Origin of the sequence: Kitasatospora sp. NPDC088160, assembly GCF_044741445.1 — a bacterium.
Lineage (GTDB): Bacteria > Actinomycetota > Actinomycetes > Streptomycetales > Streptomycetaceae > Kitasatospora.
Window position 1 is genome coordinate 208,678 of record NZ_JBIUSS010000016.1, and the last position, 23,917, is coordinate 232,594.

28 protein-coding genes are annotated in these 23,917 nt (G+C 70.5%); 17 read left to right on the forward strand and 11 right to left on the reverse strand.

From position 1 onward, the window contains the following. Positions 1 to 111: 111 nt before the first annotated feature. A complete protein-coding gene (locus ACIOGZ_RS25170) occupies positions 112 to 879 on the forward strand; it encodes a GntR family transcriptional regulator (RefSeq protein WP_063352162.1) in 768 nt (255 codons plus the stop codon). A gap of 71 nt (positions 880 to 950) precedes the next feature. On the opposite strand, the gene ACIOGZ_RS25175 is transcribed toward ACIOGZ_RS25170, so the two are convergent. Beyond that, positions 951 to 2,456 (reverse strand): MFS transporter, encoded by a 1,506-nt coding sequence (locus ACIOGZ_RS25175; protein WP_363586203.1) that lies wholly within the window; start codon positions 2,454 to 2,456, stop codon positions 951 to 953. A gap of 98 nt (positions 2,457 to 2,554) precedes the next feature. Here ACIOGZ_RS25175 and ACIOGZ_RS25180 point away from each other — a divergent pair, with 98 nt between their 5' ends. From ACIOGZ_RS25180 to ACIOGZ_RS25195, 4 genes are all read left to right on the forward strand, one after another. After that, complete coding sequence (locus tag ACIOGZ_RS25180) at positions 2,555 to 3,079, forward strand: MarR family transcriptional regulator (protein ID WP_363586204.1); 525 nt, start codon at positions 2,555 to 2,557, stop codon at positions 3,077 to 3,079. A 234-nt stretch (positions 3,080 to 3,313) separates the two neighbouring features. Further along, positions 3,314 to 3,523: a ferredoxin gene (locus tag ACIOGZ_RS25185; RefSeq protein ID WP_363586205.1), complete on the forward strand. Its 210-nt coding sequence runs from the start codon at positions 3,314 to 3,316 to the stop codon at positions 3,521 to 3,523. After that, a complete protein-coding gene (locus ACIOGZ_RS25190) occupies positions 3,513 to 4,886 on the forward strand; it encodes an FAD-dependent oxidoreductase (protein WP_363586206.1) in 1,374 nt (457 codons plus the stop codon). The genes ACIOGZ_RS25185 and ACIOGZ_RS25190 overlap by 11 nt, the downstream gene beginning before the upstream one ends. 31 nt (positions 4,887 to 4,917) lie before the next feature. Continuing rightward, positions 4,918 to 6,114: a cytochrome P450 gene (locus ACIOGZ_RS25195; RefSeq protein WP_400987383.1), complete on the forward strand. Its 1,197-nt coding sequence runs from the start codon at positions 4,918 to 4,920 to the stop codon at positions 6,112 to 6,114. A 180-nt stretch (positions 6,115 to 6,294) separates the two neighbouring features. Here ACIOGZ_RS25195 and ACIOGZ_RS25200 read toward each other — a convergent pair whose 3' ends face one another. Then, positions 6,295 to 6,777, reverse strand: a complete 483-nt coding sequence (locus ACIOGZ_RS25200; RefSeq protein ID WP_363631831.1) for a universal stress protein — start codon at positions 6,775 to 6,777, stop codon at positions 6,295 to 6,297. Positions 6,778 to 7,194: 417 nt separating this feature from the next. Here ACIOGZ_RS25200 and ACIOGZ_RS25205 point away from each other — a divergent pair, with 417 nt between their 5' ends. Beyond that, positions 7,195 to 7,689 (forward strand): discoidin domain-containing protein, encoded by a 495-nt coding sequence (locus tag ACIOGZ_RS25205; protein WP_400987385.1) that lies wholly within the window; start codon positions 7,195 to 7,197, stop codon positions 7,687 to 7,689. 7 nt (positions 7,690 to 7,696) lie between these two features. After that, a complete protein-coding gene (locus ACIOGZ_RS25210) occupies positions 7,697 to 7,900 on the forward strand; it encodes a hypothetical protein (RefSeq protein ID WP_400987387.1) in 204 nt (67 codons plus the stop codon). Between the two features lie 165 nt (positions 7,901 to 8,065). Here the strand turns inward: ACIOGZ_RS25210 and ACIOGZ_RS25215 are convergent, their stop codons facing one another. Next, the gene (locus ACIOGZ_RS25215; protein ID WP_363586211.1) at positions 8,066 to 8,431 is read right to left on the reverse strand and encodes a hypothetical protein; all 366 of its coding nucleotides are present in this window, start codon (positions 8,429 to 8,431) and stop codon (positions 8,066 to 8,068) included. On the opposite strand from ACIOGZ_RS25215, the gene ACIOGZ_RS25220 reads away from it, so the two are divergent. Beyond that, complete coding sequence (locus tag ACIOGZ_RS25220; RefSeq protein WP_363586212.1) at positions 8,421 to 8,621, forward strand: hypothetical protein; 201 nt, start codon at positions 8,421 to 8,423, stop codon at positions 8,619 to 8,621. The genes ACIOGZ_RS25215 and ACIOGZ_RS25220 overlap by 11 nt on opposite strands. Before the next feature lie 7 nt (positions 8,622 to 8,628). Here ACIOGZ_RS25220 and ACIOGZ_RS25225 read toward each other — a convergent pair whose 3' ends face one another. Continuing rightward, positions 8,629 to 9,081 (reverse strand): hypothetical protein, encoded by a 453-nt coding sequence (locus ACIOGZ_RS25225; RefSeq protein WP_400987389.1) that lies wholly within the window; start codon positions 9,079 to 9,081, stop codon positions 8,629 to 8,631. A gap of 171 nt (positions 9,082 to 9,252) precedes the next feature. Next, positions 9,253 to 10,236: a LysR family transcriptional regulator gene (locus ACIOGZ_RS25230; protein WP_363586214.1), complete on the reverse strand. Its 984-nt coding sequence runs from the start codon at positions 10,234 to 10,236 to the stop codon at positions 9,253 to 9,255. A 104-nt stretch (positions 10,237 to 10,340) separates the two neighbouring features. Here ACIOGZ_RS25230 and ACIOGZ_RS25235 point away from each other — a divergent pair, with 104 nt between their 5' ends. Both ACIOGZ_RS25235 and ACIOGZ_RS25240 read left to right on the forward strand, forming a co-directional pair. Further along, a complete protein-coding gene (locus tag ACIOGZ_RS25235; protein ID WP_400987391.1) occupies positions 10,341 to 11,234 on the forward strand; it encodes an NAD(P)H-binding protein in 894 nt (297 codons plus the stop codon). 80 nt (positions 11,235 to 11,314) lie between these two features. After that, positions 11,315 to 11,680, forward strand: coding sequence for a darcynin family protein (locus tag ACIOGZ_RS25240; protein ID WP_363631821.1), 366 nt, complete (start codon positions 11,315 to 11,317; stop codon positions 11,678 to 11,680). 97 nt (positions 11,681 to 11,777) lie between these two features. Here ACIOGZ_RS25240 and ACIOGZ_RS25245 read toward each other — a convergent pair whose 3' ends face one another. The 4 genes from ACIOGZ_RS25245 to mdlC all read right to left on the reverse strand — a co-directional run bounded on the left by ACIOGZ_RS25245 (position 11,778) and on the right by mdlC (position 15,764). Then, complete coding sequence (locus ACIOGZ_RS25245) at positions 11,778 to 12,041, reverse strand: hypothetical protein (protein ID WP_400987418.1); 264 nt, start codon at positions 12,039 to 12,041, stop codon at positions 11,778 to 11,780. 115 nt (positions 12,042 to 12,156) lie between these two features. Beyond that, the gene (locus ACIOGZ_RS25250; RefSeq protein ID WP_400987393.1) at positions 12,157 to 12,717 is read right to left on the reverse strand and encodes a hypothetical protein; all 561 of its coding nucleotides are present in this window, start codon (positions 12,715 to 12,717) and stop codon (positions 12,157 to 12,159) included. A gap of 80 nt (positions 12,718 to 12,797) precedes the next feature. Then, complete coding sequence (locus tag ACIOGZ_RS25255) at positions 12,798 to 13,355, reverse strand: hypothetical protein (protein WP_363586218.1); 558 nt, start codon at positions 13,353 to 13,355, stop codon at positions 12,798 to 12,800. Between the two features lie 798 nt (positions 13,356 to 14,153). Further along, complete coding sequence (gene mdlC, locus ACIOGZ_RS25260) at positions 14,154 to 15,764, reverse strand: benzoylformate decarboxylase (RefSeq protein WP_400987395.1); 1,611 nt, start codon at positions 15,762 to 15,764, stop codon at positions 14,154 to 14,156. A 253-nt stretch (positions 15,765 to 16,017) separates the two neighbouring features. On the opposite strand from mdlC, the gene ACIOGZ_RS25265 reads away from it, so the two are divergent. After that, a complete protein-coding gene (locus tag ACIOGZ_RS25265; protein ID WP_400987397.1) occupies positions 16,018 to 17,178 on the forward strand; it encodes an anion permease in 1,161 nt (386 codons plus the stop codon). Continuing rightward, positions 17,175 to 17,420, forward strand: coding sequence for a hypothetical protein (locus tag ACIOGZ_RS25270; RefSeq protein ID WP_363586220.1), 246 nt, complete (start codon positions 17,175 to 17,177; stop codon positions 17,418 to 17,420). The genes ACIOGZ_RS25265 and ACIOGZ_RS25270 overlap by 4 nt, the downstream gene beginning before the upstream one ends. An 81-nt stretch (positions 17,421 to 17,501) precedes the next feature. Here ACIOGZ_RS25270 and ACIOGZ_RS25275 read toward each other — a convergent pair whose 3' ends face one another. Next, the gene (locus tag ACIOGZ_RS25275; RefSeq protein ID WP_400987399.1) at positions 17,502 to 18,503 is read right to left on the reverse strand and encodes an alpha/beta hydrolase; all 1,002 of its coding nucleotides are present in this window, start codon (positions 18,501 to 18,503) and stop codon (positions 17,502 to 17,504) included. 175 nt (positions 18,504 to 18,678) lie between these two features. Here ACIOGZ_RS25275 and ACIOGZ_RS25280 point away from each other — a divergent pair, with 175 nt between their 5' ends. The 4 genes from ACIOGZ_RS25280 to ACIOGZ_RS25295 all read left to right on the forward strand — a co-directional run bounded on the left by ACIOGZ_RS25280 (position 18,679) and on the right by ACIOGZ_RS25295 (position 21,809). Continuing rightward, the gene (locus tag ACIOGZ_RS25280; protein WP_400987401.1) at positions 18,679 to 19,542 is read left to right on the forward strand and encodes a helix-turn-helix transcriptional regulator; all 864 of its coding nucleotides are present in this window, start codon (positions 18,679 to 18,681) and stop codon (positions 19,540 to 19,542) included. Between the two features lie 294 nt (positions 19,543 to 19,836). Further along, the gene (locus ACIOGZ_RS25285) at positions 19,837 to 20,415 is read left to right on the forward strand and encodes a hypothetical protein (RefSeq protein ID WP_363586223.1); all 579 of its coding nucleotides are present in this window, start codon (positions 19,837 to 19,839) and stop codon (positions 20,413 to 20,415) included. A gap of 279 nt (positions 20,416 to 20,694) precedes the next feature. After that, positions 20,695 to 21,303, forward strand: a complete 609-nt coding sequence (locus ACIOGZ_RS25290; RefSeq protein WP_400987416.1) for a hypothetical protein — start codon at positions 20,695 to 20,697, stop codon at positions 21,301 to 21,303. Next, positions 21,300 to 21,809, forward strand: coding sequence for a transposase (locus ACIOGZ_RS25295; protein WP_400987403.1), 510 nt, complete (start codon positions 21,300 to 21,302; stop codon positions 21,807 to 21,809). Before ACIOGZ_RS25290 ends, ACIOGZ_RS25295 begins: the two co-directional genes overlap by 4 nt. Before the next feature lie 74 nt (positions 21,810 to 21,883). Here ACIOGZ_RS25295 and ACIOGZ_RS25300 read toward each other — a convergent pair whose 3' ends face one another. Continuing rightward, a complete protein-coding gene (locus ACIOGZ_RS25300; RefSeq protein ID WP_400987405.1) occupies positions 21,884 to 22,540 on the reverse strand; it encodes a hypothetical protein in 657 nt (218 codons plus the stop codon). Between the two features lie 676 nt (positions 22,541 to 23,216). On the opposite strand from ACIOGZ_RS25300, the gene ACIOGZ_RS25305 reads away from it, so the two are divergent. After that, positions 23,217 to 23,843 (forward strand): major capsid protein, encoded by a 627-nt coding sequence (locus tag ACIOGZ_RS25305; protein ID WP_400987407.1) that lies wholly within the window; start codon positions 23,217 to 23,219, stop codon positions 23,841 to 23,843. Positions 23,844 to 23,917 lie beyond the last annotated feature (74 nt).

Here is a 23,917-nt window from a genome sequence, read left to right on the forward strand (position 1 = left end):
GTTGTATGAACAACCGCCGAAATTCAGTCCAGACCGGTTACCATTCCGTGACCTCGGGGGCGCCGAACCGCCACTCGATGGCGCCGGACCACCGCTCGATAAGGTGACGCGGTGAACCACGGCACCCCCCGGCCCCCCGTCGCCCCCGCCCGCTCCGGCGTCCCCGACCACGGCCGGGTGCCCAAGTACTACCTGGTCAAGGCCCAACTCGAAGACCTCATCGCCGAATTGGGTCCCGGCGGGCGCCTGCCCACCGAAGCCGACCTCGCCGAACGCCACCACGTCGCCCGCGCCACCGTCCGGCAGGCCCTGCGCGACCTCCTCCTCGAAGGCCGCCTGCGCCGCCAGGGCCGCGGCACCGTCGTCGCCGGCCCCAAGATCGAACAGCCGCTCTCCCTCGCCAGCTACACCGAAGGCGTCACCCGCCAGGGCCTGCGCCCCGGCCGCACCCTCATCACCCTCGACCGCCTCCCCGCCGACCCGCCCATGGCCCAGCGCCTCGCCGTCCCCGAAGGTGAACCGCTCTGGCACCTGGAACGTGTCCTGCGCGCCGACGAGGAACGCGTCGGCCTGGAGTCCACCTACGTCCCTGTTGCCCGAGTCCCGCACCTGGAGCGGGAGTTCGACCCCGAAGGCTCGTTCTACGGGTACCTGCGCGAGTGCGGCGTGCGGCTCGGCGGCGCCGACGAACGCATCGAGACGGTCCTCGCCACCCCCCGCGAAGCCCTGCTCATCGGCACCCCGCCCGCCCTGCCCATGCTGCTGCTCCACCGCCGCAGCCGCGACGCCGAGGGCCACCCCCTCGAACAGGTCCGCACCCTCTACCGCGGCGACCGCTTCAGCTTCACCCTCGCGCTGCACGCCCCCGACAGGGACTGAAGCCGGTCCTGCGTTCCTCGCGACAGGTACGCGTATCGGCGCCGTAGCGCCCGGGCGGGGCGGGCCGGGGGTCACGCGGCGGCTTGTGGGGTGTCGGCGGGAGTGTCGGTGGTGATGCCGTGGTGTTCTTCCTCGGGGCGCCCCTGCTCGGGCAGCAGGAAGGTGATGGCGAGGAATGCGGCCAGCAGGCAGGCCTGGATGGTCAGGGCGTGGTGGAAGCCGGCGGTGAAGTCGCCGGTCCCGGCCTGGGCGAAGAAGACGGAGCCGAAGACGGCGACGCCGACGGAGCCGCCGATGGACTGGACGGCGGACAGGAACCCGGAGGCGGAGCCGATCTCGGCGTCGTCCACGGCGGCGAGGACGAAGCTGAACAGGGCGGCGATGACCATGCCCGCGCCGATGCCGGAGACGGCGATGCCGGGGGCGATGTCCCGGATCGAGAACGAGGCCGGTGTGAGGCCGTCGAGTTCGAACCAGAGGAGGGTCGCGCCGGCGAGTTGGACGAGCGGGCCGATCTGGAGGACCTTGCGGCCGATCCTGTCGGCGAGGAAGGCGCCGCTGACCGCGCCACCGATGGCCGTGCCCACGGCGAGCGGCAGGTTGCCCAATCCCGCGTCGCCGGCGGTGAAGTGCCGGCCGATCTGGAGGTAGAGGGTCAGGACGAGTTGGGTGCCGACGAGCCCGGCGAAGAACAGGGCGATGCCGCCGAGTCCGATGGTGAAGGCGGGCTTGCGCAGCAGGGCGGGGATGATCAGCGGCTCGCGGCCCGCCGCGACGGTGCGGCGCTGGTGCAGCGCGAACAGGGCGAACCCGGCGGCGGAGGCGGCCATGCACAGCCACGTCCACAGCGGCCAGCCGTCCTCCTGCCCCTGGTTCAGCGGCAGGACGAGGAGCGCGCAGGACACGGCGACCAGCGCCGCGCCGGCTTTGTCGACGTCCACGGTGCGATCCCCCGGCTTCTTCGGGACGTACTTCGCGGCGACGGCGAGGGCCGCGAGGCCGATGGGGAGGTTGACGAGGAACACCGAGCGCCAGCCCAGGCCGAAGAAGTCGCCCTCGATGAGGAATCCTCCGAGGACCGGGCCGATGATGCCGCCGAGGCCGAGGACGGGGCCGAAGATCCCGAAGACCTTGGTGAGCTCGGGGCCGGGGAAGTTCTCCCGCAGCAGGCCCAGGCCCTGGGGCAGGAGCATCGCCCCGGCGGCGCCCTGGAGCAGCCGGAAGGCGATCAGCGACCCGGTGTCCGGCGCCAGCGCGCACAGCAGCGATGCGGTGGTGAAGGCGGCCAGACCGATCAGGAACATCCGGCGCCGGCCGTACCGGTCGCCGAGCCGGCCGCCGAGCACGAGCCCGGCTCCCAGGGTGAGGGCGTAGCCCCCGATCACCCACTGCAGGCCGACGGAGCCGGCGCCGAGGGACTGCTCCAGATCCGGACCGGCGACGTTGACGATCGAGGCGTCCAGGAGATCCATGATCTCCGCGACGAGCATCACCACCAGGATCAGCCATCGCCGGCGGTAGGGCCCCGCGGTCTCGTCGGTGATGGGGGAAGAGCCGCGCACGCCAGATACCTCCATGGTGAAGTAGTTTTACGATAAAGGTAAATTGGTGGCGGTAGGTTGTCAAAGCAGGCCGCCGACGCGGACCGCACAGCAGCACGGAAAGGCGCGAGGCCATGGAGGAAGCGATGCTCGACGGCGTGGCGGCGCAGCGTGAGCGGTTGATGGAGTCGCTGAGGACCTACGGCGGCCACTACGCCGAGCTCAGCCGGCGCTTCGCCGCCTGGCTGGGCCTGCACTCCACCGACGCGACCGCGGTCCTGGAGATCGCCGCCGCCGAGGAGCGCGACACCCCCCTGTCGCCGGCGCGCCTCAGCGAGCGCATCCCCCTGTCCACGGGCGCCACCACTGCGCTCCTGAACCGCCTCGAAGCCGCAGGGCACATCACCCGCGTCCGCGAGCACCCCGACCGGCGCATCATCACCCTGCGCAGCGGCCGCCACATCCAGGAACGGGCGGACGAGTTCTTCGGCCCCCTCGCCCGACGCCTCGACACCGCGATGTCGCACTACCCGCCGCAGCTCCTGGAACAGTTCGAATCGTTCATGGCCGACCTGAACTCCACCATGGACACCCACCTCGCCGAGCCGAGCACGACCACGCCCCGCTCTCCCGAAACCCCGGATCACCGCACTCCCTAGGCGGCGCGCCGCGCCCAGGCCGCCCGCCGCGCCCGGGCCGCCCGCCGCTCGATCGCGGTGCCGCACGCCCGCTGGTCGGAGCGATGCCGGTGGACAGCTCGACGCGGGCTCCGCACCTGCGGCATCCCCGAGCGGTTGCCGCGCCCGCGCCCGGTTCTCGGCCCGTGCTGCGCGCGTCCGGTTCTCGTCCCATGCTGGAAGAGAGGGGGTACGGCGGCAGAGGAAGTGGTGGGGATGCAGACCGTTGTGGACCTCACGCGTTGCCAGGGCTACGCACAGTGCGTGTTCCTCGCGCCGAAAGTGTTCCAGCTGCACGGCGAGGAGGGACTGCTGTACGCCCCGGCTGTCCCCGACGACCAGGTCGAGCGCGTGCGCCAGGCCGCGGCGGCGTGCCCGGTCCAGGCCATCCTCCTCGGTGAGGAGGTGAGCGCTGATGGCCGGTGACCAGAGCGAGGGCCGGATCGTTGTCGTCGGCGCGTCGCTGGCCGGGTTGCGGGCCGCGGAGGCGCTGCGGGAGGAGGGCTTCACCGGCTCACTGACCGTGGTCGGCGACGAGCCTCATCCGCCCTACGACCGGCCGCCGCTGTCCAAGCAGGTGCTGCTGGGCCACGCTGCGGCGGACTCCACCGGGCTGCCGATGCGCCGGGATCCGGACGCCGAGTGGCGGTTGGGCGTACGCGCCACCGGCCTGGACCCCCTGGGGAAGCGGGTGATGCTGGCCGATGGCGAGTCGCTGCCGTACGACCGGTTGCTGATCGCCACCGGGACCCGGGCGCGTCCCTGGCCCGATCCGCAGGAGGCCGCCCTGGACGGGGTGTTCACCCTGCGTACCCGCGAGGACGCCGGCGGTTTGGCCGAGCGGTTGGCCGCCGGGCCACGGCGGGTGCTGGTGATCGGCGGCGGCTTCACCGGTTCGGAGATCGCCTCGGCCTGCCGGGAACGCGGACTGGACGTCACCGTCGCCGAACGCGGTCCCGCACCTCTGGTGGGCGCGCTCGGCGGCACCCTGGCGAAACTCGCGGCCGCCATGCAGCGCAACCACGGTGTGGACCTGCGCACCGGCGTGACGGTCACCGCCCTGCGCGGGGACGACGGCGGCCGCTTCACCGGCGCGGAGCTGTCCGACGGCAGCCGCGTCGAGGCGGACGTGTGCGTCGTGGCGCTGGGGGCGGTCCGCAACGTCGAGTGGTTGGCGGATTCCGGACTGGCGGCGGGCCCGCGCGGAATCGCCTGCGACGCCGGGTGCCGCGCCTTCAACATGTACGGAATCGTCACTGACGACGTCTTCGTCGCCGGCGACGTCTCCCGCTTCCCCCACCCGCTGTTCGGTTACCAGATGCTCTCCCTCGAACACTGGGGGAACGCGGTCGAACAGGCCGGGGTGGCGGCCCACAACATGGTCAGTCCAGGGCCCCTGCGGCGCCCGCACCTCGCCCTGCCGACGTTCTGGTCGACCCAGTTCGGGCTCAACATCAAGTCGGTGGGCGTGCCCACCTTCTCCGACCACGTGGTCATCGCCCAGGGTTCTCTGGAGGCGCGCCGTCTGGCGATGGTCTACGGCTACCAGGGGCGGGTCACCGCGGCGGTCACCGTCGACATGGCCAAGTCGCTCGACTACTACCGGCACCTGATCGAGACGGCTGCGCCGTTCCCGCCCCCGCCCGGCGCGGCGGACCGCGCGCTCGCGGCGGACATCCCGATTCCGTCCGACGTACCGGATCCGAAGGGGCTGTCCCACGGCCCCACCGTGGCGCTCACCGGATACCTGCCCGACCGTCGACTGACCGTGGTGCAGCCCCGCGGCTGACCCACGTCCCGCCCAACGACGAGGAGCCACCATGGACTCCGACACCTTGCTGGCACGGATCACCGACTACGCGAACCGCCCCAACCCCTACCCGCTGTACGCGGAACTCCGCGAGGCCGGTCCCGTCGTGCGGCAGGCAGACGGCAGCTACCTGATCGGCACCTACCACGAGGTCGCCGCCCTGCTCCACGATCCACGGATGAGCGTCGATCCCCGCACCTGTGGCGAGACGACGCACAAGCCGCCGTTCCTGCGGCTCGACGACCCGGAGCACCACAGACTGCGCACCTTGGCCATGCGGCCGTTCGGCCCCCCGCACAGCCCGTGCCGGGTCGATGCCATGCGCGGCGAGATCGTCCGGCTCACCGGGGAACTGATGGAGCCGTTCCAGGCGGGCGGCCGGATCGACATCGTCGACGACCTCGCCTACCCGCTGCCCGTCACGGTGATCTGCCGCCTGCTCGGCGTGCCGCGCGAGGACGAGCCGCTCTTCAGGGCGTGGTCCGACGCGATCGTCGCGTCCGCCGACGTCCGGCCCGAAGAGGACTCCTCCGAGCGGGACGAGGCGGGCGACCAGGCGGGCGAACAGGCGCGGGGCGAGATGGGCCGGTACCTGGCGGGCCTCGCCGAGAAGCGCCGTGGCAATCCGAGCGACGACATGCTCTCCGCCTTCGTCAACGAACCGGACCCGGCCCTGCGGCTCACCCAGGAGGAACTCGCGGAAACCGCCGTGCTGCTGCTCATCGCCGGACACGAGACCACGGTGAACCTGATCGCCAACGGGGTGCTCACCCTACTGCGTCAGCCCGAGCAGCTGGACCAGCTGCGTCGCGAACCGGAACTGCTGCCGCGAGCGGTGGAGGAACTGCTGCGCTACGAACCCCCGGTCCACATGCGCGAGCGCATCCCCCTCGCCGACATCGACGTCGGCGGCACCACCGTCCCCCAAGGCGCCACCGTCGTGCTCGCGCTGGCCTCGGGCAACCGCGACCCCAAGCGGTTCTACGCGCCGGACCGGTTCGACCCCACCCGCCCGGACAACCAACACCTCGGCTTCGGCAGCGGTATTCACCTGTGCTACGGCGCACCACTCGCCCGCATCGAAGCCGAGGCCGCGCTCGGTGCGCTGATCCCTCGCCTCGGCCCGGCACGCCTGGTCCAGGACCCGCCCCCCTACCGGCAGAACGCCATGCTCCGCGGACCCCGCCACCTGCCCGTCCACCTCTGAAGCCAGCGGGCCTGGAGCCGGCGGGCCGGGTGTGGAGGATGCCGTTGGTCAGGACCCCTCAACCTGGACAACCTCGTCCAGATCGCCGCCGACCGCGGAGCGACGGTGCGCCTGCTCGGCGACTACCGCCAGCCTGTCGTCCTCACCTGACCCGGCTCAGAGGGCGGCTGAAGTCGACGGTCACGAACGTGCGGTGCCGTGCTCCGCCGGCACGACGACCACGGGAAGGCCGGCGTGGTGGACGACCTCGGTGCTCGTCGACCCGAGGGTGAGTCGGCCCCAGGCACCCGACCCTCGGGAGCCGACCACGAGCAGGCTGGCGTCCTTGCTCGCCTCGAGGAGGACCTGCGCAGGGCGGCCGCGTTCGCAGACGATCTCCACCTCCACGGATGGCCCACCGAGCTGTTGCTGCAGTTCCTCGACCGAGTCCGCCACGGCCTGCGTGACGAGATCGCGCTGCTGGGGGATCGGACCGGAGTCGACCGTCCGTTCGAAGCCGGAGTGCTGGGTCGGGGTGTACTCGTACGCGCAGACGGCCCGCAGGCCTGTACCGCGCAGCTGGGCCTCGCGCAGGGCGAAGGTCACAGCGTGCCGGGCTGGGGTCGAGCCGTCCGTGCCGACCACGATCGGGCCGGCCGGGTGGGGGACAGGAGGATCGGTCACGGGGGACCTCCAAGGAGTCGGCGGGCTCGGAGACGCGTGGGGCCCTCTCCACGTGCCCGGTGGCGGGGCCTGCGCGAGCCGCCTCTCAAGCCTGCTCCTGTCCGCCGGTGGGCACCAGTGCACGGGTGAGCTGTACGCGGTCGGGTCCCATGGCCGCCCCGCCGCGGTGCACGAGGAACGCCACGGTGGTCACGGCGATCTCCGGCAGGGGCCGTGGTCGCTGACCAGTCACGGCAAGGGCCGCAACCCACAACGGCGGCGGTCCTTTCAGCCACCCGCTGTTACCGGCGGAGAGTACCTACTTCTCGGTCATGTTCGTCCACGAGGACTGCTGGCTGTCGGACGACGAACTGCGCCGCGACCACCAACCTGGGCTTCACCACCGACCCGGACGGCACCCGACGCCTCCCGTCCGATATGACCGACGGGAACCTGGACACGTACTACTGGAGCGCACGCACCCCCGAGTTCAACGACTGGATCCAGATCGACCTCGGCAGCCAACGCGACATCACCAAGATCGACATCTATCTCGGCAAACCCGACGGCAGCTTCACCCTGCCCGACTGCAACCTGGAATCGTCAACAGACGGCACCAACTGGACCCATTACGCACCCGTCGTGGCATATCAATCGGAGTATCGCGGCACCACAGCCCGAACCACCCGCTACATGCGCCTGAGAATTCTGATCTCACGCAGCACCCGAATCGCCATCCGCTCCTTCCAGATCACCACCAAACCCCGCGGCGCCACCATCACCCCCGACGGCGCCACCTTCCACACGGGCAAGGTAGAAATCGTTGGAGACCTCGTCGTCACCGGCAACGTCACCGTGCTGGACGGCGGGAAGCTCAAGGTGAACGACGTCACCAGTCAGGTGGTCACAAACGTCATACTCGGTCTCCGTTGACGCCGACATGATCACCACGGTCGGGAACGAATCCAACAAGAAGCAGTTCATCAACGCCTGGTTCGGCGGAAATGAGCTGTTCAACATCGGCCTTGACGCCTGGGAAGTAGCGACCGTGCCACTCAAGAAGGGATGGGTTTTTCAGAAGACCTCTCCGAACGGAGCAGCGGACTTGATTGTCTGGAGGTTCTACCTGGGAGCCGAGCCGTAGGTGCAGCCCCACGAGGTCAGCGGCTGGCCCTCCGTTGGCAACCTTCCCTGCGTGCGACCGTTGAGGTCCGCCCGCTGCGACGAGCGGGCCGCCACGTGGGGAAGGTGTACCGACCTGGCTGCCTGTGGCCGAGCCGACCGCGGGGCTCGGCCACAGGTCGCAGGATCAGACGGAGATGACTTTGCCCTTCGCGAAATCCGTGCCTTGCTGCCCGTAAATACTGATCCTGTACTGCGTGCTCGACACGTGCTCCCCCATGGCGAACAGCATCAGCTTGCTGCCGTTCGCATAGAAGAAAAGGGTGACACTCTGCTGCCCGTTACCCGAACTGGCGTGCAGGACCGGCTGATTGTTGAACTTGTGCGATCCGGTGGGCTTTCCCTGGCCGTCAAATGCCTGGTTCAGGGACTGCTTCAGGTTTGCGAGCCTGTTCCCCATGCCTGCCTCATTGAGGACGTTTTCCAGGTAGGACTGGGCTTGCGGCTGGCGCATGGGACTGGTCTGAGTCCCATCGCTCTTGATGACCACCATCTCGGAAATTGCGGCAGGTGACGCCATGCTCTTCCCCCTCGCGCTGTCGTGCAGGAAGTTCGGGATCTCCCGACCTTTCCTCAGCGTATCCCGGCAGGAAGGTCCGGGTGAGACTCTTTGGGTAATCAGCTGCGGCATTCTGAGCTTGGCTCTGTCGGTGATCTTGGTGTTCGGCCGCCTGGGATCGTGATGGTGCGTCAGTCTTGCGGGTGCAGGAGGTCCGTGAGGCTGGCGAGGAGTGTGAAGGCCTCGACGACCCTGTGGTCGAACGTGTCCATCCGACAGCTGTGGAAGGCGGGGTGGAGATGGTGCTCAAGCAGAGATTCGAGGTGCCGGAGCGACGCGGGGCTGAGGTCGCGCTGGTGGGCCTTCCACTCCTCGACGTAGTCCCCGACCTGCATCGGGCTGTACTTCCGGATCCGTTCCGCCTTGCGCCGGCTTTGCGGAGCGTTCTTCCGGGCCTGGTAGACCTCGGCGAGCCGGGCCTTGGCCTTGTCCTGCGTGGTGAACCCGGACTCCTCCGCCTGCCTTCCGGCCGCGTTGCGGTACCGGATCTTGTACTCGCGCGGGCACCGGGGCCACCGGGACCCGGGGTGCTCGCACTCCTTGAAGAAGGAACCCATGCCGCGGATGAGGCTGGTGGTTGCCATGATCGATCTCGCTCCCCGGGCGTCCTGCTGACGTTTTGCTGACCCCGGATGGTCGATCAAGCCCCTGAGCTGGGACGAACCGCCGAAAGCGTGCTATGTGGTGGGGATGTGCTGATGGCCTCTCAGCTCGGGTCCGCCCCTTGGAGCATCGCGGGCCGGTGCGGCGTCGTCCTATGCGGGGCCGATCCCGTCCGCCGCGGTGGGCTCAGAAGCTGCCGCCGGCGTGCGGAGGACCCGGCGGACGGTGTCGCGGAGCCAGCGGTGGGCCCCGTCGGCCGTGTGCCGGGGGTGCCAGGCCATGCCGATGGTCAGGGGCGGCAGGGCCAGGGGGATGTCGAGGAGGTGCAGTCCGAGGGCGCCGGCGTCGTGGGTGAGGGGCGAGGGAGCGGCGCCGGGGAGTGCGGCGGGTACGAGGCAGACGAGGTCGCTGCGGGTGGCGAGGGTCATCGCGGCCAGGTGGCTGGGGAGGACGACGCTGACCCGCCGGTGGAGGTCCTGCTCGGCCAGGGCGGCGTCGAGGGGGCCGGTGAACCGGCCGCGGCGGCTGACCGCGGCGTGGTGGGCGGCAGCGAGCCGGGCCGGGGTCAGCGGTCCTTCGGTGAGCGGATGGCCGGGCCGGACGGCCGCGACCATGCGGAGGCTGACCAGTTCTTCGACCTGGGTTTCGGGGTCCACGTGGTCGATGGATCCGACCTCCAGGTCGATCCGGCCGTCGCGCAGGGCGGGCCCGGCCTCCAGGTCTTCGGCCCGGATCCGGAACGAGACCCCCGGCGCCTCCCGCTGGGCCAGTCGCAGCAGCCCGGGCGCCAGCGCCGCGCCGACCAGGTCGGCGGCCTGGAGGGTGAAGGTGTTGCGGAGGCCGGCGGGGTCGACGCTCGTGCCGGGACTGAGCAGCGCGCCGAGGCTGCGCACCACTGTGGCGGCTTCCTCGCGCAGGGCCTGGGCGCGCGGGGTGGGAACCATGGTCTGTCCGGCCCGGACCAGGAGGGGGTCCTGGAGGATGCGGCGCAGCCGGGCCAGGGTGCGGCTCATGGCGGCGGGCGAGGTGTGCAGTCGTGCGGCGGCGCGGGTCACGCTGTGCTCGGCCAGCAAGGCATCCAGAGCGATGGCGAGATTGGCGTCGATGACCGGATCCGGGCTGCTCACCAGCATCATTCCATTTCAGTCAATGATTCCGTGCTGAAGTTCCCATTGTGGCAGCACGGCGGACCTCAGCAGGATGAGGGCGTACCGAAACCAGCACCAGCTACGAGGTTTTCATGATCGTCATCACTGGTCCCACCGGGAACATCGGCCGCCACCTGCTCTCCTGGCTCCTGGAGTCCGCCCCCGCCGCGGGCGAGGAACTGCGCGTGATCGTGCGCGATCCCGCCCGGCTTCCGGACGCGGCGCGCGGACGCGTCGAGGTCGTCACCGGCTCGCACGCGGACGCCGAGGTCCTCGACCGGGCCTTCGAGGGCGCGGACGCGGTCTTCTGGCTCGTCCCCCCGGACGCCTCCCTGACCCCGTACGACGCCTACAGCGGTTTCACCCACCCCGCCACCGAGGCGCTCGTCGCCCACGGCGTCGGCCACGTCGTCGGCGTCTCCGCGCTCGGCCGCGGCACCCCGCTCGCCGACCGGGCCGGCCTCGTCACCGCCTCCCTCGCCATGGACGACCTGATCGCCGGCACCGGCGTCGCCTACCGGGCCCTGGCCAACCCGTCCTTCTTCGAGAACCTCCTGGAGGAAGCCAACTCGATCCGCGAGAAGGGCGTCTTCACCGACTCCGTCGACGCCGACCGCAAGGCCCCGTTCGTGGCCGTCGCCGACATCGCGGCGGCCGCAGCCGGCCTGTTGCTGGACCGCTCGTGGACCGGCACCGGCAGCGTCCCGGTCCTGGGGCCGCGGGACCTGTCCCCGAACGACCTGGCCCGCATCATGACCGAGCAGTTCGGCCGCCCCGTCCGCTACGAACGCCAGTCGTTCGACGAGCTGTACACCACCCTCGTCGGCTACGGCCTCAACGAGGCGTTCGCCCAGGGCGTGGTCGACATGAAGCGGGCCAAGGACGAGGGCCTCGACGCCGGCGTCGCCCGTACCCCGGACACCGCCTCCTCCACCGGCTTCGAGCAGTGGTGCGCCCGGACCCTCAAGCCCGCGGTCCTCTCCTGAAGTCCAGCACCCGGCGCCGGGGCAGCACGGAGCCCGGCGAACCAAGACCACTACCCACCTGCCGCTTTGGAGGCACCCCGATGTCCGCTGAAATGTCCGAACCGCCGGTCACGGCGTTCATGCTGGTCAAGACCACGCCCGAGTGGCTCGCGCTGACCGTCAAGGAACGCGTGGACGCCTTCACCACCCAGGTCCTGCCGGCCATCAAGGCCAAGACCACCGGCGTCCGGTCACGCTTCTACGACACGGAGTTCTACTCCGCTCGTGTCACCGACGTCTGGGTGTGGGAGGCCGACGACCACCACGCCTACCAGCTCCTCGTCGACGCACTGCGCGAAACCCCCTTCTGGGACCGCTACTTCGAGGTCGTCGACCTCCTCGTCGGCACCGAGAACGGCTACGCCCGAACCTACGGCCTCGAACCCGTCGCCACCATCGCCACCTGACACACCGCCCGCCCACCCACCCACCTGCGCACGAGCGCCGATGCCCCCTGACCGGTCGGCGGTTTCTAGGGGTCGTTGCAACACGTGGTCGGTTTGATCAGGCCGCGATGAGTTTATGCAGGCGCTCGGCTGGGGTTTCCCAGCCGAGCGTTTTGCATGGGCGGCCGTTGAGTTCGGCGGCGACCGCGAGTCCGGTGGCGTCCTTGAGCCGCACCGCGACCCGGACACCCTCGCCCTGGTGCGGGCCACCATCGGCACGGGCGGAGAACAGGGTGCCGAGGCGTGCCGCGGAGAGCGCGAGCAAGGGCTCGAAGCCGTCCTCGGACGGGAACGGGCCCGGGGCGAGCCCGGTCCGGTCCACCAGCAGGCCTCCTGAAGTTCGCAGGAGGCCCGAAGAACCTGTTCGGTTTTCTTGGGCGAGGACCGAATGGAACTCGATCATCGCAGGTCGGGGGCGTGGCTTCGGCCCCGTTGCTTCAGGTGTTGAGCAGGCGGTTGAAGAACGAGCGGTAGCGCTGGAGCGCGACGCGCAGTTCTTCGGTCGGCACCTCGTCGCCGCGGTGCCACTGGCCTTCGAGGTCCTGCTTGTGCGCGGAGAAGGTGGTGGCGAGTGCCTGCATCGCCTCGGCGACCAGGTTATCGGCCGCGGACACGGCATGGCGCGGGTCGTCGACGAATTCGCCCTGGATCTTCTGCCACCGGGAGCGGAACTCCTCCTGCTGCCCGCCCAGCAGGGGTTCGTTCTCGGCGGCTTCCGGGTCCTCGGTGCGCTCGGATGGCTCGGATGCCTGGGTGTAGCCCCTTTCCTGCTCCTCTTCCTGTCCGCGTTCCTGCCCGTAGTTCTGCTCGCGGTCGCGGCCTTCGAGCGTGAACTCCTGCTCACCGCTCCGCTGTTCGGTGGTGGCTTCCCCGGGGAACGCCGGTGGCGAATCCGCCCCGGAGGTATCGCTCTGTTCGTCGGTGTCCTGTCGGGCGCCGGCCAGATCCTCCGTGGACAGGCCGCCCTCGCGCGGTTCGGATGTTGCTCGGCTGTGCATCTCTTCACTTCCCTCTCGGCAGTTCCGGTCGGCGGCCGTCGCCGGGTGCGTCCCGTCAGCTCAACTCGCCGGTCCGGGGCTCACGCACGGCTGCCCTGCGGACGGTCACCGTTGTGGAGCAGTTCCTCGAACAGGGTGCGGTAGTGCACCATGGCGCCTCGCAGTTCTTCCGTGGTCGCCTGGTGGCGGCTGCTGCGGTCGTTGACCTCGTGAGCGGACCGGAAGTGCGTCAGCACGCTCCCGTGTTCGACAGAAAGGTCCTTGAGCTGCTGCTCGTACCCCTCGGTCGGGTATCCGCGCTCGCTCATGAGCGTGGTGACGAGCCGGTCCGCCTCGTGCACCGTGTCGTCGGGCCGGTCGACGAACTGTTCCTGCACCCGTGCCCAGTCCTTGGCGTACCGGTCACGGGCACCCGGTGACAGCGGTTTGATGTTCAGCGAGTCGTGGCGCGACTCGCGTTTGCGCAGCTCCCGGTCGGCGGCGAAACGGCCGTCCTTCGCCTCCGCGGTCCGGTCGTACTCCGGGCCGAACCGCTCCTGCAGATGGCGGCGGCGGATGACGAACGTCGCCACCAGCGCGCACACGACCAGAAGGACGACGACGATGGCGATGACTGCGATGAGGGTCCCTGTTGACATTTGGGTCCTCCGCTTGTAGCTCCAGACCTCCCTGAACGGCGCGTGCCCTGCTGCCCGGAGCCAAAACACGGACGAACCGAAGAAGTCGAACGATGTGCCACGCGGACGTGCCCGAGACGCAGCGTCGGCTTCTGGTTCGCACACACCTCGCGGGTGGGCGGGCTCCTCCGGGGGGCGATCGACGGCGTGCCCGGAGATGCTGACGGGGCTGCCCGTGGAGTGACCCGGGCGGACCCGAGGGGGCAAGGGCGGCGGAGGACGGGCGGGTTCCGGGGTTGGTGGGGCGGCGGGCGTCACCGGTGTGGATCTTCGCGTTGCGGACGACGACGTCGGCGGCGTCCTCGACGGCGTCCTCGGCGGCGCGGGGGACCAGCCCACCGACGGGTATTGCAGGCACCTCGACGGCCTCCTGTCACGGGATCGACCTGCCGCCCGGGTGCGGGCGGCAGGCGGAGGCTTCCGCGCGGGCCGGGGTCGCAGCCGCGCCCCGTTCGGGCGCCTGACGAGACGTCAGGCGCAGGGGTGGTGCCGGACTTGGCCCACAGCACACCGGCCCCGGTCCGCGAGCGCACCAGCCGCCCGCAGCGGCGATCGTTCGGGGGTGGTCAGGGGGTGGTCGACGGTGAGGGCCGAAGAGGTCCGTGGTGCCGAAAGGGGAAGGTGCCCGGCTGTCGGACACCTTTCCCCGCTGGTCGCCGAGGTGCTCGCCGAGGTAGCTCTCGCCGGCGACGGCGTTGTCGAGTTCCCGCCGCCCGGCCCGGCCCGGCCCCGCCGCCCGGCCCGGCCCCGCCGCGCGGGCTACAGCGCGGCCCGCTGGGGCCGGGTGGGAACGACGATGACGGTGGGGGTGCCGGCGGTCAGGGCCGCGGTGAACTCCCGCTCCAGGTCCTCGGTGGTCTCCACGTCGACGGCGCGGCAGCCGAAGCCGCGGGCCACCGAGGCGATGTCCAGCCCGGGCAGGTCGAGCCCGGGCACCCCGGGGGTGTCCTCCAGCAGGGCGAACGACTTGAGGATCGAGTACTCGTGGTTGCGCATCACCACGTAGACGATCGGGAGGCGGTGCCGGGCCGCCGTGTAGAGGGCCTGCACGGAGTACTGGAAGGAGCCGTCGCCGATCAGGCCGACCACCGGGCGCAGCACTCCCCGGTCCCGGTCGCCCAGCGCGACGCCGACCGCGGCCGGGACGGCCCAGCCGATGCCCCCGCTGGCCGTGGCGAAGAACGAGCCCGCTCGGGTGGTGGGCAGCCATTCGAGCTGCTGCGCCATGGTCGAGGTCGACTCGTTGACGAAGACCGCGTCCGGCGGGCGGACCCTGCTCAGGGCGGCGTACACCTCGGGCGGGGTGAGCGGCCGGTCCGGAGCGGACGGCAGCACGCGGGGCCGCGGCATCGGCTCCGGAGCGGTCCGCGTCGAACCCTCCTCGACCAGGTCCAGCAGCAGCTCGATCGCCCGCCGGGGATCGCCGAGCAGACTGTCGCCGACCCTCGCGGCCGCGGCCGCCTCCGGGTCGCCGGTGATCTGGAGCAGCCCGGTGCCCGGGGGGAGGTAGTCGCCGGGCACGTACGGGTAGTAGCGGAACACCTCCGCGCCGATCACCACCACCAGGTCGTGCCCGGCCAGCCGGTCGCTGATGGTCTTCACCGACATGCCCAGCGGGCCGGCGAACAGCGGGTGGTCCTCGGGGAAGGAGACGCGGTCCCCCAGCGGGGCGCCGTAGACGGCGGCGCGCAGTCTCTCCGCCAGGGCGACGGCCGCGTCCCAGCCGCCACCGCGGTCGACCTCGGGCCCGAAGACGAGTGCGGGCCGGCGGCTGGCGGTGATGCGCTCGGCGAAGGCGCGCAGCCGCCCGGGGTCGGGGGCCACCCGCTCGCTCACCGTCCGCACCCGGGTGAAGCCGGACAGCGGCCGCTTCCAGTCGTCCATCGGGATCGACAGGTAGACCGGGCCGGCGGGCGGCTGGAGCGCCTGCGCGTAGGCACGCATGAAGGCCTCGGGGACGTCCTCGGCGCAGGCCGGCTCGTAGGACCACTTCACCCAGGGTTTCGGCAGCTGGGTGGCCTCGCGGTTGCCGAGGTACGGCTCGCCGATCACCAGCTCCCGGTGCTGCTGGCCGGCGGTGACGATCAGGGGCGTGTTCCCGTGGTGGGCCGCCACCAGGTTGCCCAGCGCGTTGCCGGTGCCGGCCGAGGAGTGCAGGTTGACCAGCGCGGGGCGGCCGGTGACCTGGGCGAAGGCGTCGGCCATCGCGAGGGCGGACGCCTCCTGGAGCGCCAGGACATAGCTGAAGTCCGCGGGGAAGTCCTGGAGGAACGGCTCCTCGGTGGAGCCCGGATTCCCGAAGACCGTGGTGAGTCCGAGCGTGCGCAGCAGGTCGTACGTCACGGTGCGGACGGTGGGGTGCTCAGCCATGGGTGCCAACGCTTTCACCCGGGGCACCAGGGCCTCGGGGTTCGCAGGGACGGGTCTCGGTCCAGCCGACCAGCAGCCTCCTGGGGCGGGACGGCGACGGGGGACGGCACATCGGTTCCGATCGTCACGCCGGCCGGCTCTTGCAGGAGAGCATCGGCACCGAGGGCCCCGCAACCGGACGAACGGGTGCCGGGCCCTGGGGCAGGGCGGGTCGGCCGCCGCCTCGGCCGGTGCGCGGGCTAGGTTCGGGTCCGTGACCGGCAACGACGCGGTCCTGGCGCTGATGGTCGCCACGGCGCTGGGCTTCGACTTCACCAACGGCTTCCACGACACCGGCAACGCGATGGCGACCTCGATCGTCACCGGCGCCCTGCCGCCGCGCGTCGCGGTCGCGGTGTCGGCGGTGCTGAACCTGGTGGGCGCGTTCCTGTCGACCGCCGTGGCGGCGACCATCGCCAACGGCCTGGTCGCCACGGGAGAGGTGACCTTGACGGTCGTCTGCGCCGGTCTGGTCGGCAGCATCCTGTGGAACCTGGCCACCTGGTTCCTCGGGATCCCCTCCAGTTCCTCGCACGCGCTGATCGGCGGGGTGGTCGGGGCGACGGTGGCGGCCGCCGGGGCCTCGGCCGTCAAGTGGCAGGGGCTGGTCTCCAAGGTGATCGTGCCCGCGGCGCTGTCGCCGTTCATCGCCGGTGGGGTGGCCGTGGTGGGCACCCTCCTGGTCTACCGCCTCACCCGCGACGTGCCCGAAGGCCCGCGCGGGCGCGGCTTCCGGCTCGGCCAGATCGGCTCGGCCTCCATGGTCTCGCTCGCCCACGGCACCAACGACGCGCAGAAGACCATGGGCGCCATCACCCTCGCCCTGATCGCCAACGGCACCCTGCCCGCCGGGGCGAAGGCACCGGCCTGGGTGATCCTCTCCTGCGCGCTGGCGATCGCCCTGGGCACCTACATCGGCGGCTGGCGGGTGATCCGGGCCCTGGGCAAGGGGCTGGTGGAGATCGAACCGGCGCAGGGGATGGCCGCCGAGTCGGCCTCGGCCGCCGTGATCCTCTGCTCCACCGACTTCGGCTACTCGCTCTCCACCACGCACGTGGCCACCGGGTCGATCCTGGGCTCGGGGATCGGTAGGAGCGGCGCCGTGGTGCGCTGGCAGCTCGCCCGCCGGATGGTGACGGCCTGGCTGCTCACCCTGCCGGCTTCCGCCCTGGCCGGCGCGCTGGCCTACTGGGCCGCGAACGGGATCGGCGGGACGGCCGGTGTGGTGGTGATCGTCGGCGCGCTGGTGGCGGCGTCGGTCGCCTTCTTCGCCGCCTCCCGCCATCCGGCCGTGACGCCGGAGAACGTCAACGCCGCGTGGACCGGTTCGGCGGCCCCGGAGCCCGCCAAGGCCAAGGACGAGGTGAGCCCGTGAACTCCTGGATCAACCTGGACGCGGTGTGGAGGATCGTCGTGGTGGGCCTGCTCACCGGCGCCGGACTGCCCGCGCTGTTCGCCCTCGGCCTGCGCCTGCTCAACCCGTCCGGCGCGGCCGGTGAGCCGGCCGCGCTCCGGCCCGCCGCCGGGCCGGTCGGCTCCACCCTGGCGGGACTGATCTTCGCGGTGGTGCTCGCGGCGATCGGCTGGGGCATCTCCGTCATCGTCAGCCACCACTGACCGCCCGGCGCCCGGCACCCGAGAACCCGGCACCCGAGCACCCGAGCACCCGAGCACCCGAGCACCCGAGAACCCGAGCCTTCATGACCGATCGCCCACGGCGTCGGCTCCGCCCCGGCTGTGCAAGGCCTCGGGTGCCGTATCCGGTCCTGAGCGGGTGTCAGTGGTCGCGGCGAGGTGGGTGCCGAAGAAGTCGGTCAGCCTCGCGACGGCGGGGGTGACGTACTCGTCCTTGTCATAGAGGTCGACGTGCGCGGCGCCGTCGATCCAGTGCAGTTCCTTCGGCCCGGTCGAGCGCTGGAAGGCCCGCACGCTCATCCAGGCGGTCACCGCCTCGCGCCCGGCGACCATGAGCAGCGGGCGCGGGGCGAGCAGGGGCAGGGAGGCGAAGGCGTCGAAGGCCGCGATGCGGTCGATGCTGGACCAGGTCAGGGCCTTGGCCGCCCGGGGGTGTTCGGCGCGGGGCGTGCAGTAGTACTCCCAGCCGTCGTGGACGTGCGGGCCGCCGCGGCGGGCCTCCTCCTCGGTCGCGGGGGAGATCGGGAAGGTCCGGACGCCCTCGCCCCGGCCCTCGGCGGTGCGGGCCGCGGCGGCGCCTTCGAGCATGGCCCGGAAGACGGCCGGGTCCTGGGTGCCGTCGGCGCCGTCGCGGAACTGACGGGCCATGTCGGTGGCGCTGACGGTGGCGACGGCCCTGATCCGGTGGTCGGTCGAGCCGGCGGCCAGGGCGTAGCCGCCGGAGGCGCAGATGCCCAGCGCCCCGGTCCGGCCCGGGTCGGCCTCGGCGCGGGTGGTGAGGAACGAGACGGCGGCCTTGAGGTCCTCGATCCGGTGCGCCGGGTCCTCCAGGCCGCGCGGCTCGCCCTCGCTCGCGCCTTGGAACGCGGAGTCGAAGGCGAGGGTGACGAAGCCGCGCTCGGCCAGGCGCCGGGCGTACAGGCCGGCGGCCTGCTCCTTCACCCCGCCGCCGGGGTGGCCGACGACGATCGCCGGGCGGGGGCCGCCCGTGCCGCCGTCGTCGGGGGTGTACAGGTGGCCGGCGAGGTTCAGGCCGGCGCTGGGGCAGGTCACATCGGTGATCACGGTGCTGCTCCGGTCGTCGTGCGACGGGCGGGTCGGCGCGGGGCCGACTCCGGCGGCTCTCTTCGGTGGCCGTTCCTCCACCGTGGCGCCGGAGCGTGCGGGGGTGCCAGGGAGGAAGCTGCCTATGCACGCCGGTACCAGGCACGAGGCCGCTCCCGTGCCGGACACTGGAACCATGACCGTCCGCGACCGGCCCTCCCGCGACAACGAGCTGGGGGACTTCCCGCGTGCCCGCCGCGCCGCCCTCGACCCCCACGGGGCCGGATTCCCCGACGACGGACGGCTGCGGCGGGTGCCGGGCCTGCGCCGCGAGGAACTGGCGCAGCTCGCCCACGTGAGCGTCGACTACGTCGTCCGCCTGGAGCAGGGACGCACCCGAACGGTCTCCCGGCCGGTCCTCGACGCGCTCGCCGACGCGCTGCGCCTGGCGCCGGACGAACGCGCCTACCTGTTCGCGCTGGCCGACGCGGCCCCGGCACCCGCTGCCCCACCGTCCGGCCGCCCACCCGTGGACCCGCAACTGCGGCAGCTCCTGGCGACCATGCACGACGTCCCCGCCATGGTCCTCAACCGGCGCCTGGACGTCCTGGCCTGGAACCACGCGGCCACTGCCCTGCTCACCGACTTCGGCGCACTCGCCCCCGGGGAGCGCAACCTGATCCGCCTCACCTTCCTCGACGACGCCTACCGCGCGCTGTACGCGGACTGGCCCCGCGCCGCGCGCGACTGCGTCGCCACGCTGCGCATGGAAGCCGGGCGCCATCCGGAGGACCGTGAACTTGCCTCCCTGATCGCGGAGTTGACTGCCCGAGACGCGAACTTCCGGGCCTGGTGGGCCGACCACCGGGTGCGCGGCCCCCGGCAGCTCACCAAGACCTACGTCCACCCGCTGGCTGGCCCCCTGACCCTCGACGTCCAGCAGTTCACCGTCGACACCCGGCCCGACCAGCAACTCATCGCCTACACCGCCCCTCCCGGCTCCCCGGCCCACGAGGGGCTGCGATTCCTCCTCCAGTGGGCACCTGCTCCGCGCGGATGACGCTCGCGCGCGGAGCCCGCGGGGAACCGTCGTTGGGCGCGGGTGCAGTCGTGCAGTCCTACAGCTGCACCCGCGCCCGCCCGCGGCGGCGGGCGGATCGGGCCTGGGGCGGATTCTCGGAGAGGGCGGGAGGCCGAGCAGCGTCCTCGTTCAGCGCGAGTTTCAGTGCGAGCCGGCACAACCAGGTGCGGTACCAGCCGACTTGTCGGTATTCGACCTGCTCTGACGGGAGTCGCACGGCCGTTCACCCATCCCCCTGCGAGGCCGGGCCGAGGGAGGCGTAGTGTGCGCGGTGTGAAAGAACTGATCTTCCGGGGGAAAGACAGATTCCGCCCGGACTGGTCCGATCTCGGGCCGGTGCTCATCGTCGTCACGGTCGAACTCGTCGCCGGCCACCTGAAGTTCCACCTCGGCCTCGGCCCCATGGTCCTCCTCGTCGGCGGGACCGTGGTGCTGGCCGCCGCGAGCCGCCTCCTCTCCATGCGGTACTGGAGCAGGGTCGGCACCGACGGAGTCACCATCTGCTGGGGGTTCGGCCGTGGCCGCACCTACTCCTGGCAACAGATCTCCTGGATCGACGTGTCGGAGATCCAAGGCCGCGGCGCGCCCACACGCGTGGCCCGGATCCACACCACCGACGGTCGGCGCCACTGGATGTCCACCGTGATGGCCAGCGACCTCCACCCGTCGGAGGACTTCGACGCCGACTTCCGGCGGGTCGTCGACTGGTGGAAGCACAGCACCAGTCCGAGCCTGCGCGTCCTGCCGGAGAAGAAGTTCCGGGACCGGCTGACGCCCGTGAGAACCGCGGTGCTGTGTACCGTCGTCCTCGCCGTCGTCCTCTTCGCCTTCACCGTGGTGCTGGCCCAGTAGCCACCTGAACGCGTCGGCTCGGCTCTCCTGACGGGCGGTGGGCCGTGGCGCCGGGTTGTGGAGATCAGTCGGCCCTTGTCAGCGAGCCGGTGGGGTGAGGACTGCGCGGTCGAACGGGCCACCGTGTGAGGTGGCGTACGTGACGGCGTCGTTGACGGCACTGATGCCGAAGGACCGGACCCGTTCGGGGGCGAGGTCGAGGGTGCCCGAGGCGAGGAGCCGGATGATGCCGACGTTCGCGGTACGCGGGTACTCCAGCCGTGCGGACACGGTGCGGTACTGCTCGGTGAGGTAGGGGCCCATACCACTCGCCCGGACCTCGTCGGCGGTGGTCCGCTCGGTGGTGTAGCCGCGCAGGACGCCACGCAGCCGGGCGTCGACCCGTCCGGCGGCGACAGCTCCCTCAACGACGAGACCGGCGTCGTCGGCCTCGGCCTCGACTACCAGGACCACCTGTACGTCGTCGCCGACGAGTCCGACACCCTCGGCGCCAACGACTGGGGCCTCACCGCCTGCCGGCTCGCGCTGCAGCTGCGCGCGGACGCGATCGTGGTCGAGGCGAACTACGGCGGCAACATGGCCCGGCAGATCCTCAGCCAGGCGTGGGACCAACTCGCCCGCGAAGGGGAGACACACGGCCAGCTGATGCCGCTGATCGTCGAGGTCAACGCCAAGGTCGGCAAGCGGCTGCGCGCGGAGCCGGTGACGCAGCTGTACGAGCCGGGCCGGGTCCACCACGTCGGGCACTACCCGGAGCTGGAAGGACAGATGGTGACCTGGGTCGCCGGGATGGACAGCCCCGACAGGATGGACGCTGCGGTGCACGGCCTGACCGAGCTGGCCGCCGGATCCTGCCGAGCGCCGCGGTCATCGACTCCCAGTCCGTGAAGGCCTCACCGAACGCCCCGGCCGACAGCCAGGGCTACGACGGCGGGAAACGGGTCAAGGGCCGCAAGCGCCACATCGCCACCGACACCCTTGGCCTGATCCTGGTCCTGATCGTCACCGCCGCGGGCGTACAGGACTCCGCGGGCGGTAAGCAGGTCCTGGACGCCCTCGCCGCCCAGTGGCCCACCGTGACCAAAGTGTGGGTGGACGCCGGCTACAACAACGCCGTCGTCAGGCACGGTGCCGACCTGTCCATCGACGTCGAGGTGGTCGCCCGCGACAAGGAGCAGAAGGGCTTCGTCGTCCAGCCGATCCGCTGGCGGGTCGAGCAGACATTCGGGATCATGTCCCGGTACCGGCGGCTCCACCGCGACTACGAGGAACTGCCGGACCGGTCACGCTCGATGATCCACTGGGCCATGGTCAACTCCATGACCAACCGCCTGACCGCCAGCCCCGACAAAATCGGGCAATACCTCCGCCCGAAACCTCTCGCGGCAGCCTAAATCGGTATCGAACACCCTCTGAGAGGTCCGTGCCGGGGCGGTAGGGCCCTGGTGGAATGCGTCAGATCGGGAGGCTACTGCCCGCTTGTCCAGGAGTTGCGTTCCTTTTCACGCTGGTTGTCCTTGGCCTCGCTGGCGTAGCCGGCGTTCCGCGTAGCCTCGACGACCAGATCTGAGCCCCTGGGGTAGACGGTTACCTCGCTGCCGTATGTCGGCCGGTACAGCGTGACCCCGTAGTCGTCATCGCCACCATCACCCCGCCAAACCTTCTTGATGACTCCGTCTTGATACTGACCGCCAGTGGACTGTTCCAGCTTGGTGTTGATGATCCGCACCTCTCCGGTGGGATAGGGCTCCTTGAGCTTGTTGACCCTGAGGGTGGAAGCCTCGCGTGCGGCCCACTCGCGCTCCGCCACGGCCATGGCGTCCTCCCGGTCGAGGAAGCCGGAGTTGTCCGAGTCGAGGTCATCGAAGAGCTTGGCGGCTTCCTGCTCGTTCCACAGTCCGTCGCGGAACCTGCCCTGGTCACTCCGGGCGTAGGCGAGCCACTCCTCCTTGCTGACCCTGCCGTCCGCGAACGGGAGGCCGTCCTCGGGCGAGTCGGCCATGAGAAGCCACCGCTCGAACTGCTTCAGCGTGACAGTACTTACATCCATGGTTATCTCATCTCTCTGCGGCTTCTTGTCGCCCGGAGCACTGCCCACCGTGATCGTCCGGAACACCTCAATCACTCGAACGAGTGAACTAGAACTACCCCTCCTGCTGGTCGAGTAGATCCGAGGTATCCCATGCCCCGCAGACCCCGCCCCCCGTGCAGCGTTCCCGGGTGCCCCGAGCTGACCGACCGTGGTGGTCGTTGTCCGCAGCACCAGCGCGAGGCGGAACAGCAGAGAGGTAGTGCGGCAGAGCGCGGCTACGACTCCCGGCGCTGGGCCTGGATCCGACGGGCCTACCTGTACGCGCATCCCTGGTGCGTGCTTTGCGCTCGCGCCGCTGTGGTGGTCGACCACTTCCCCGAGTCGCGTCGCTCGCTGGTTGCCCGCGGCGTCGCAGACCCGGACGCGTGGCACAGGCTTCGGCCGTTGTGCACGCAGTGTCACGGCCGGGAGACGGCCGCCCACCAACCGGGCGGATGGGCTGCCGAGCGGGTCAAGCCGGTGACAGGGCTCTGACCTGCGGGTTTACCCAGGGGGGTGACCCCCTCCCGTTCCCACCCTGACCGGCAGGGAGGTGTCTTTCTCTGATGGCTAATTTGATCGTTTTTGGCGGGGCGAGAATATGCCCGAGTGGGCTGCTTTTAGTGACCGAATATCGCGGCGCCGGAGTCCGAGGGTGACTCGGACATCTGGGAATGACCTTCCCAGAATCAAGTAACAGCAATTCCTGCAAAACTAGGAGATTTTAATTATGGCCCTTACCCTCGCCGAATCCGCTAAGCTCTCCACGGAAGACCTTCAGCGTGGCGTGATCGAAACGTTCGTCCAGGAGTCGCCCATTCTGGACCGCCTCCCTCTCATCTCGACCGAGGGTACGGCGTACCGGTACAACGAGGAATTCGAGCTTCCCGGAGTTTCCTTCCGTGCCGTGAACGAGGCGTACCCCGAGAGTGTGGGTGCGGTGAGTTCACGCATCGAAACCCTTGCCATTCTCGGCGGCGACTCCGATGTGGACAAGTTTCTCGTGCAGACGCGCGGCAATATCAACGATCAGCGGGCAATTCAGGAGACGCTGAAGATCAAGGCCGCTTCGCTGCATTTTTCGGATCAGTTCTTCAATGGTGACACCGCTGTGAATCCGAAGGGGCTTGACGGTCTTCGGAAGCGGCTGATCGGCCGACAGGTGCTCGATGCAAAGGGAGCCGGCCCGGTTGCCAACGGATACGACTTCTTCGATGCACTTGACGCGCTGACCGGGAAGGTTCGCGGTATCAGCGGGCAGAACGGCGCGCTGTACATGAATGCGGCGATCCTGGCGAAGATCCGTTCCGGGTTCCGCCGGCTCGGTGGCGCGGAGCTACTGAAGTTGAATTCGTGATGTCGGTCTGAGATCTGGTCAGCCATCCATGATCAGGCCGGTGGTGGCGAGGCATCCGTCGATGAGGTGAGGGC

Coding starts and splice junctions, on each gene's coding strand:
- ACIOGZ_RS25175 (WP_363586203.1), bottom strand. CDS start 2,456: ATGGAGGTATCTGGCGTGCGCGGCTCTTCCCCCATCACCGACGAGACC.
- ACIOGZ_RS25180 (WP_363586204.1), top strand. CDS start 2,555: ATGGAGGAAGCGATGCTCGACGGCGTGGCGGCGCAGCGTGAGCGGTTG.
- ACIOGZ_RS25185 (WP_363586205.1), top strand. CDS start 3,314: ATGCAGACCGTTGTGGACCTCACGCGTTGCCAGGGCTACGCACAGTGC.
- ACIOGZ_RS25190 (WP_363586206.1), top strand. CDS start 3,513: ATGGCCGGTGACCAGAGCGAGGGCCGGATCGTTGTCGTCGGCGCGTCG.
- ACIOGZ_RS25195 (WP_400987383.1), top strand. CDS start 4,918: ATGGACTCCGACACCTTGCTGGCACGGATCACCGACTACGCGAACCGC.
- ACIOGZ_RS25205 (WP_400987385.1), top strand. CDS start 7,195: ATGACCGACGGGAACCTGGACACGTACTACTGGAGCGCACGCACCCCC.
- ACIOGZ_RS25210 (WP_400987387.1), top strand. CDS start 7,697: ATGATCACCACGGTCGGGAACGAATCCAACAAGAAGCAGTTCATCAAC.
- ACIOGZ_RS25220 (WP_363586212.1), top strand. CDS start 8,421: ATGACCACCATCTCGGAAATTGCGGCAGGTGACGCCATGCTCTTCCCC.
- ACIOGZ_RS25215 (WP_363586211.1), bottom strand. CDS start 8,431: ATGGTGGTCATCAAGAGCGATGGGACTCAGACCAGTCCCATGCGCCAG.
- ACIOGZ_RS25225 (WP_400987389.1), bottom strand. CDS start 9,081: ATGGCAACCACCAGCCTCATCCGCGGCATGGGTTCCTTCTTCAAGGAG.
- ACIOGZ_RS25230 (WP_363586214.1), bottom strand. CDS start 10,236: ATGATGCTGGTGAGCAGCCCGGATCCGGTCATCGACGCCAATCTCGCC.
- ACIOGZ_RS25235 (WP_400987391.1), top strand. CDS start 10,341: ATGATCGTCATCACTGGTCCCACCGGGAACATCGGCCGCCACCTGCTC.
- ACIOGZ_RS25240 (WP_363631821.1), top strand. CDS start 11,315: ATGTCCGCTGAAATGTCCGAACCGCCGGTCACGGCGTTCATGCTGGTC.
- ACIOGZ_RS25250 (WP_400987393.1), bottom strand. CDS start 12,717: ATGCACAGCCGAGCAACATCCGAACCGCGCGAGGGCGGCCTGTCCACG.
- ACIOGZ_RS25255 (WP_363586218.1), bottom strand. CDS start 13,355: ATGTCAACAGGGACCCTCATCGCAGTCATCGCCATCGTCGTCGTCCTT.
- mdlC (WP_400987395.1), bottom strand. CDS start 15,764: ATGGCTGAGCACCCCACCGTCCGCACCGTGACGTACGACCTGCTGCGC.
- ACIOGZ_RS25280 (WP_400987401.1), top strand. CDS start 18,679: ATGACCGTCCGCGACCGGCCCTCCCGCGACAACGAGCTGGGGGACTTC.
- ACIOGZ_RS25305 (WP_400987407.1), top strand. CDS start 23,217: ATGGCCCTTACCCTCGCCGAATCCGCTAAGCTCTCCACGGAAGACCTT.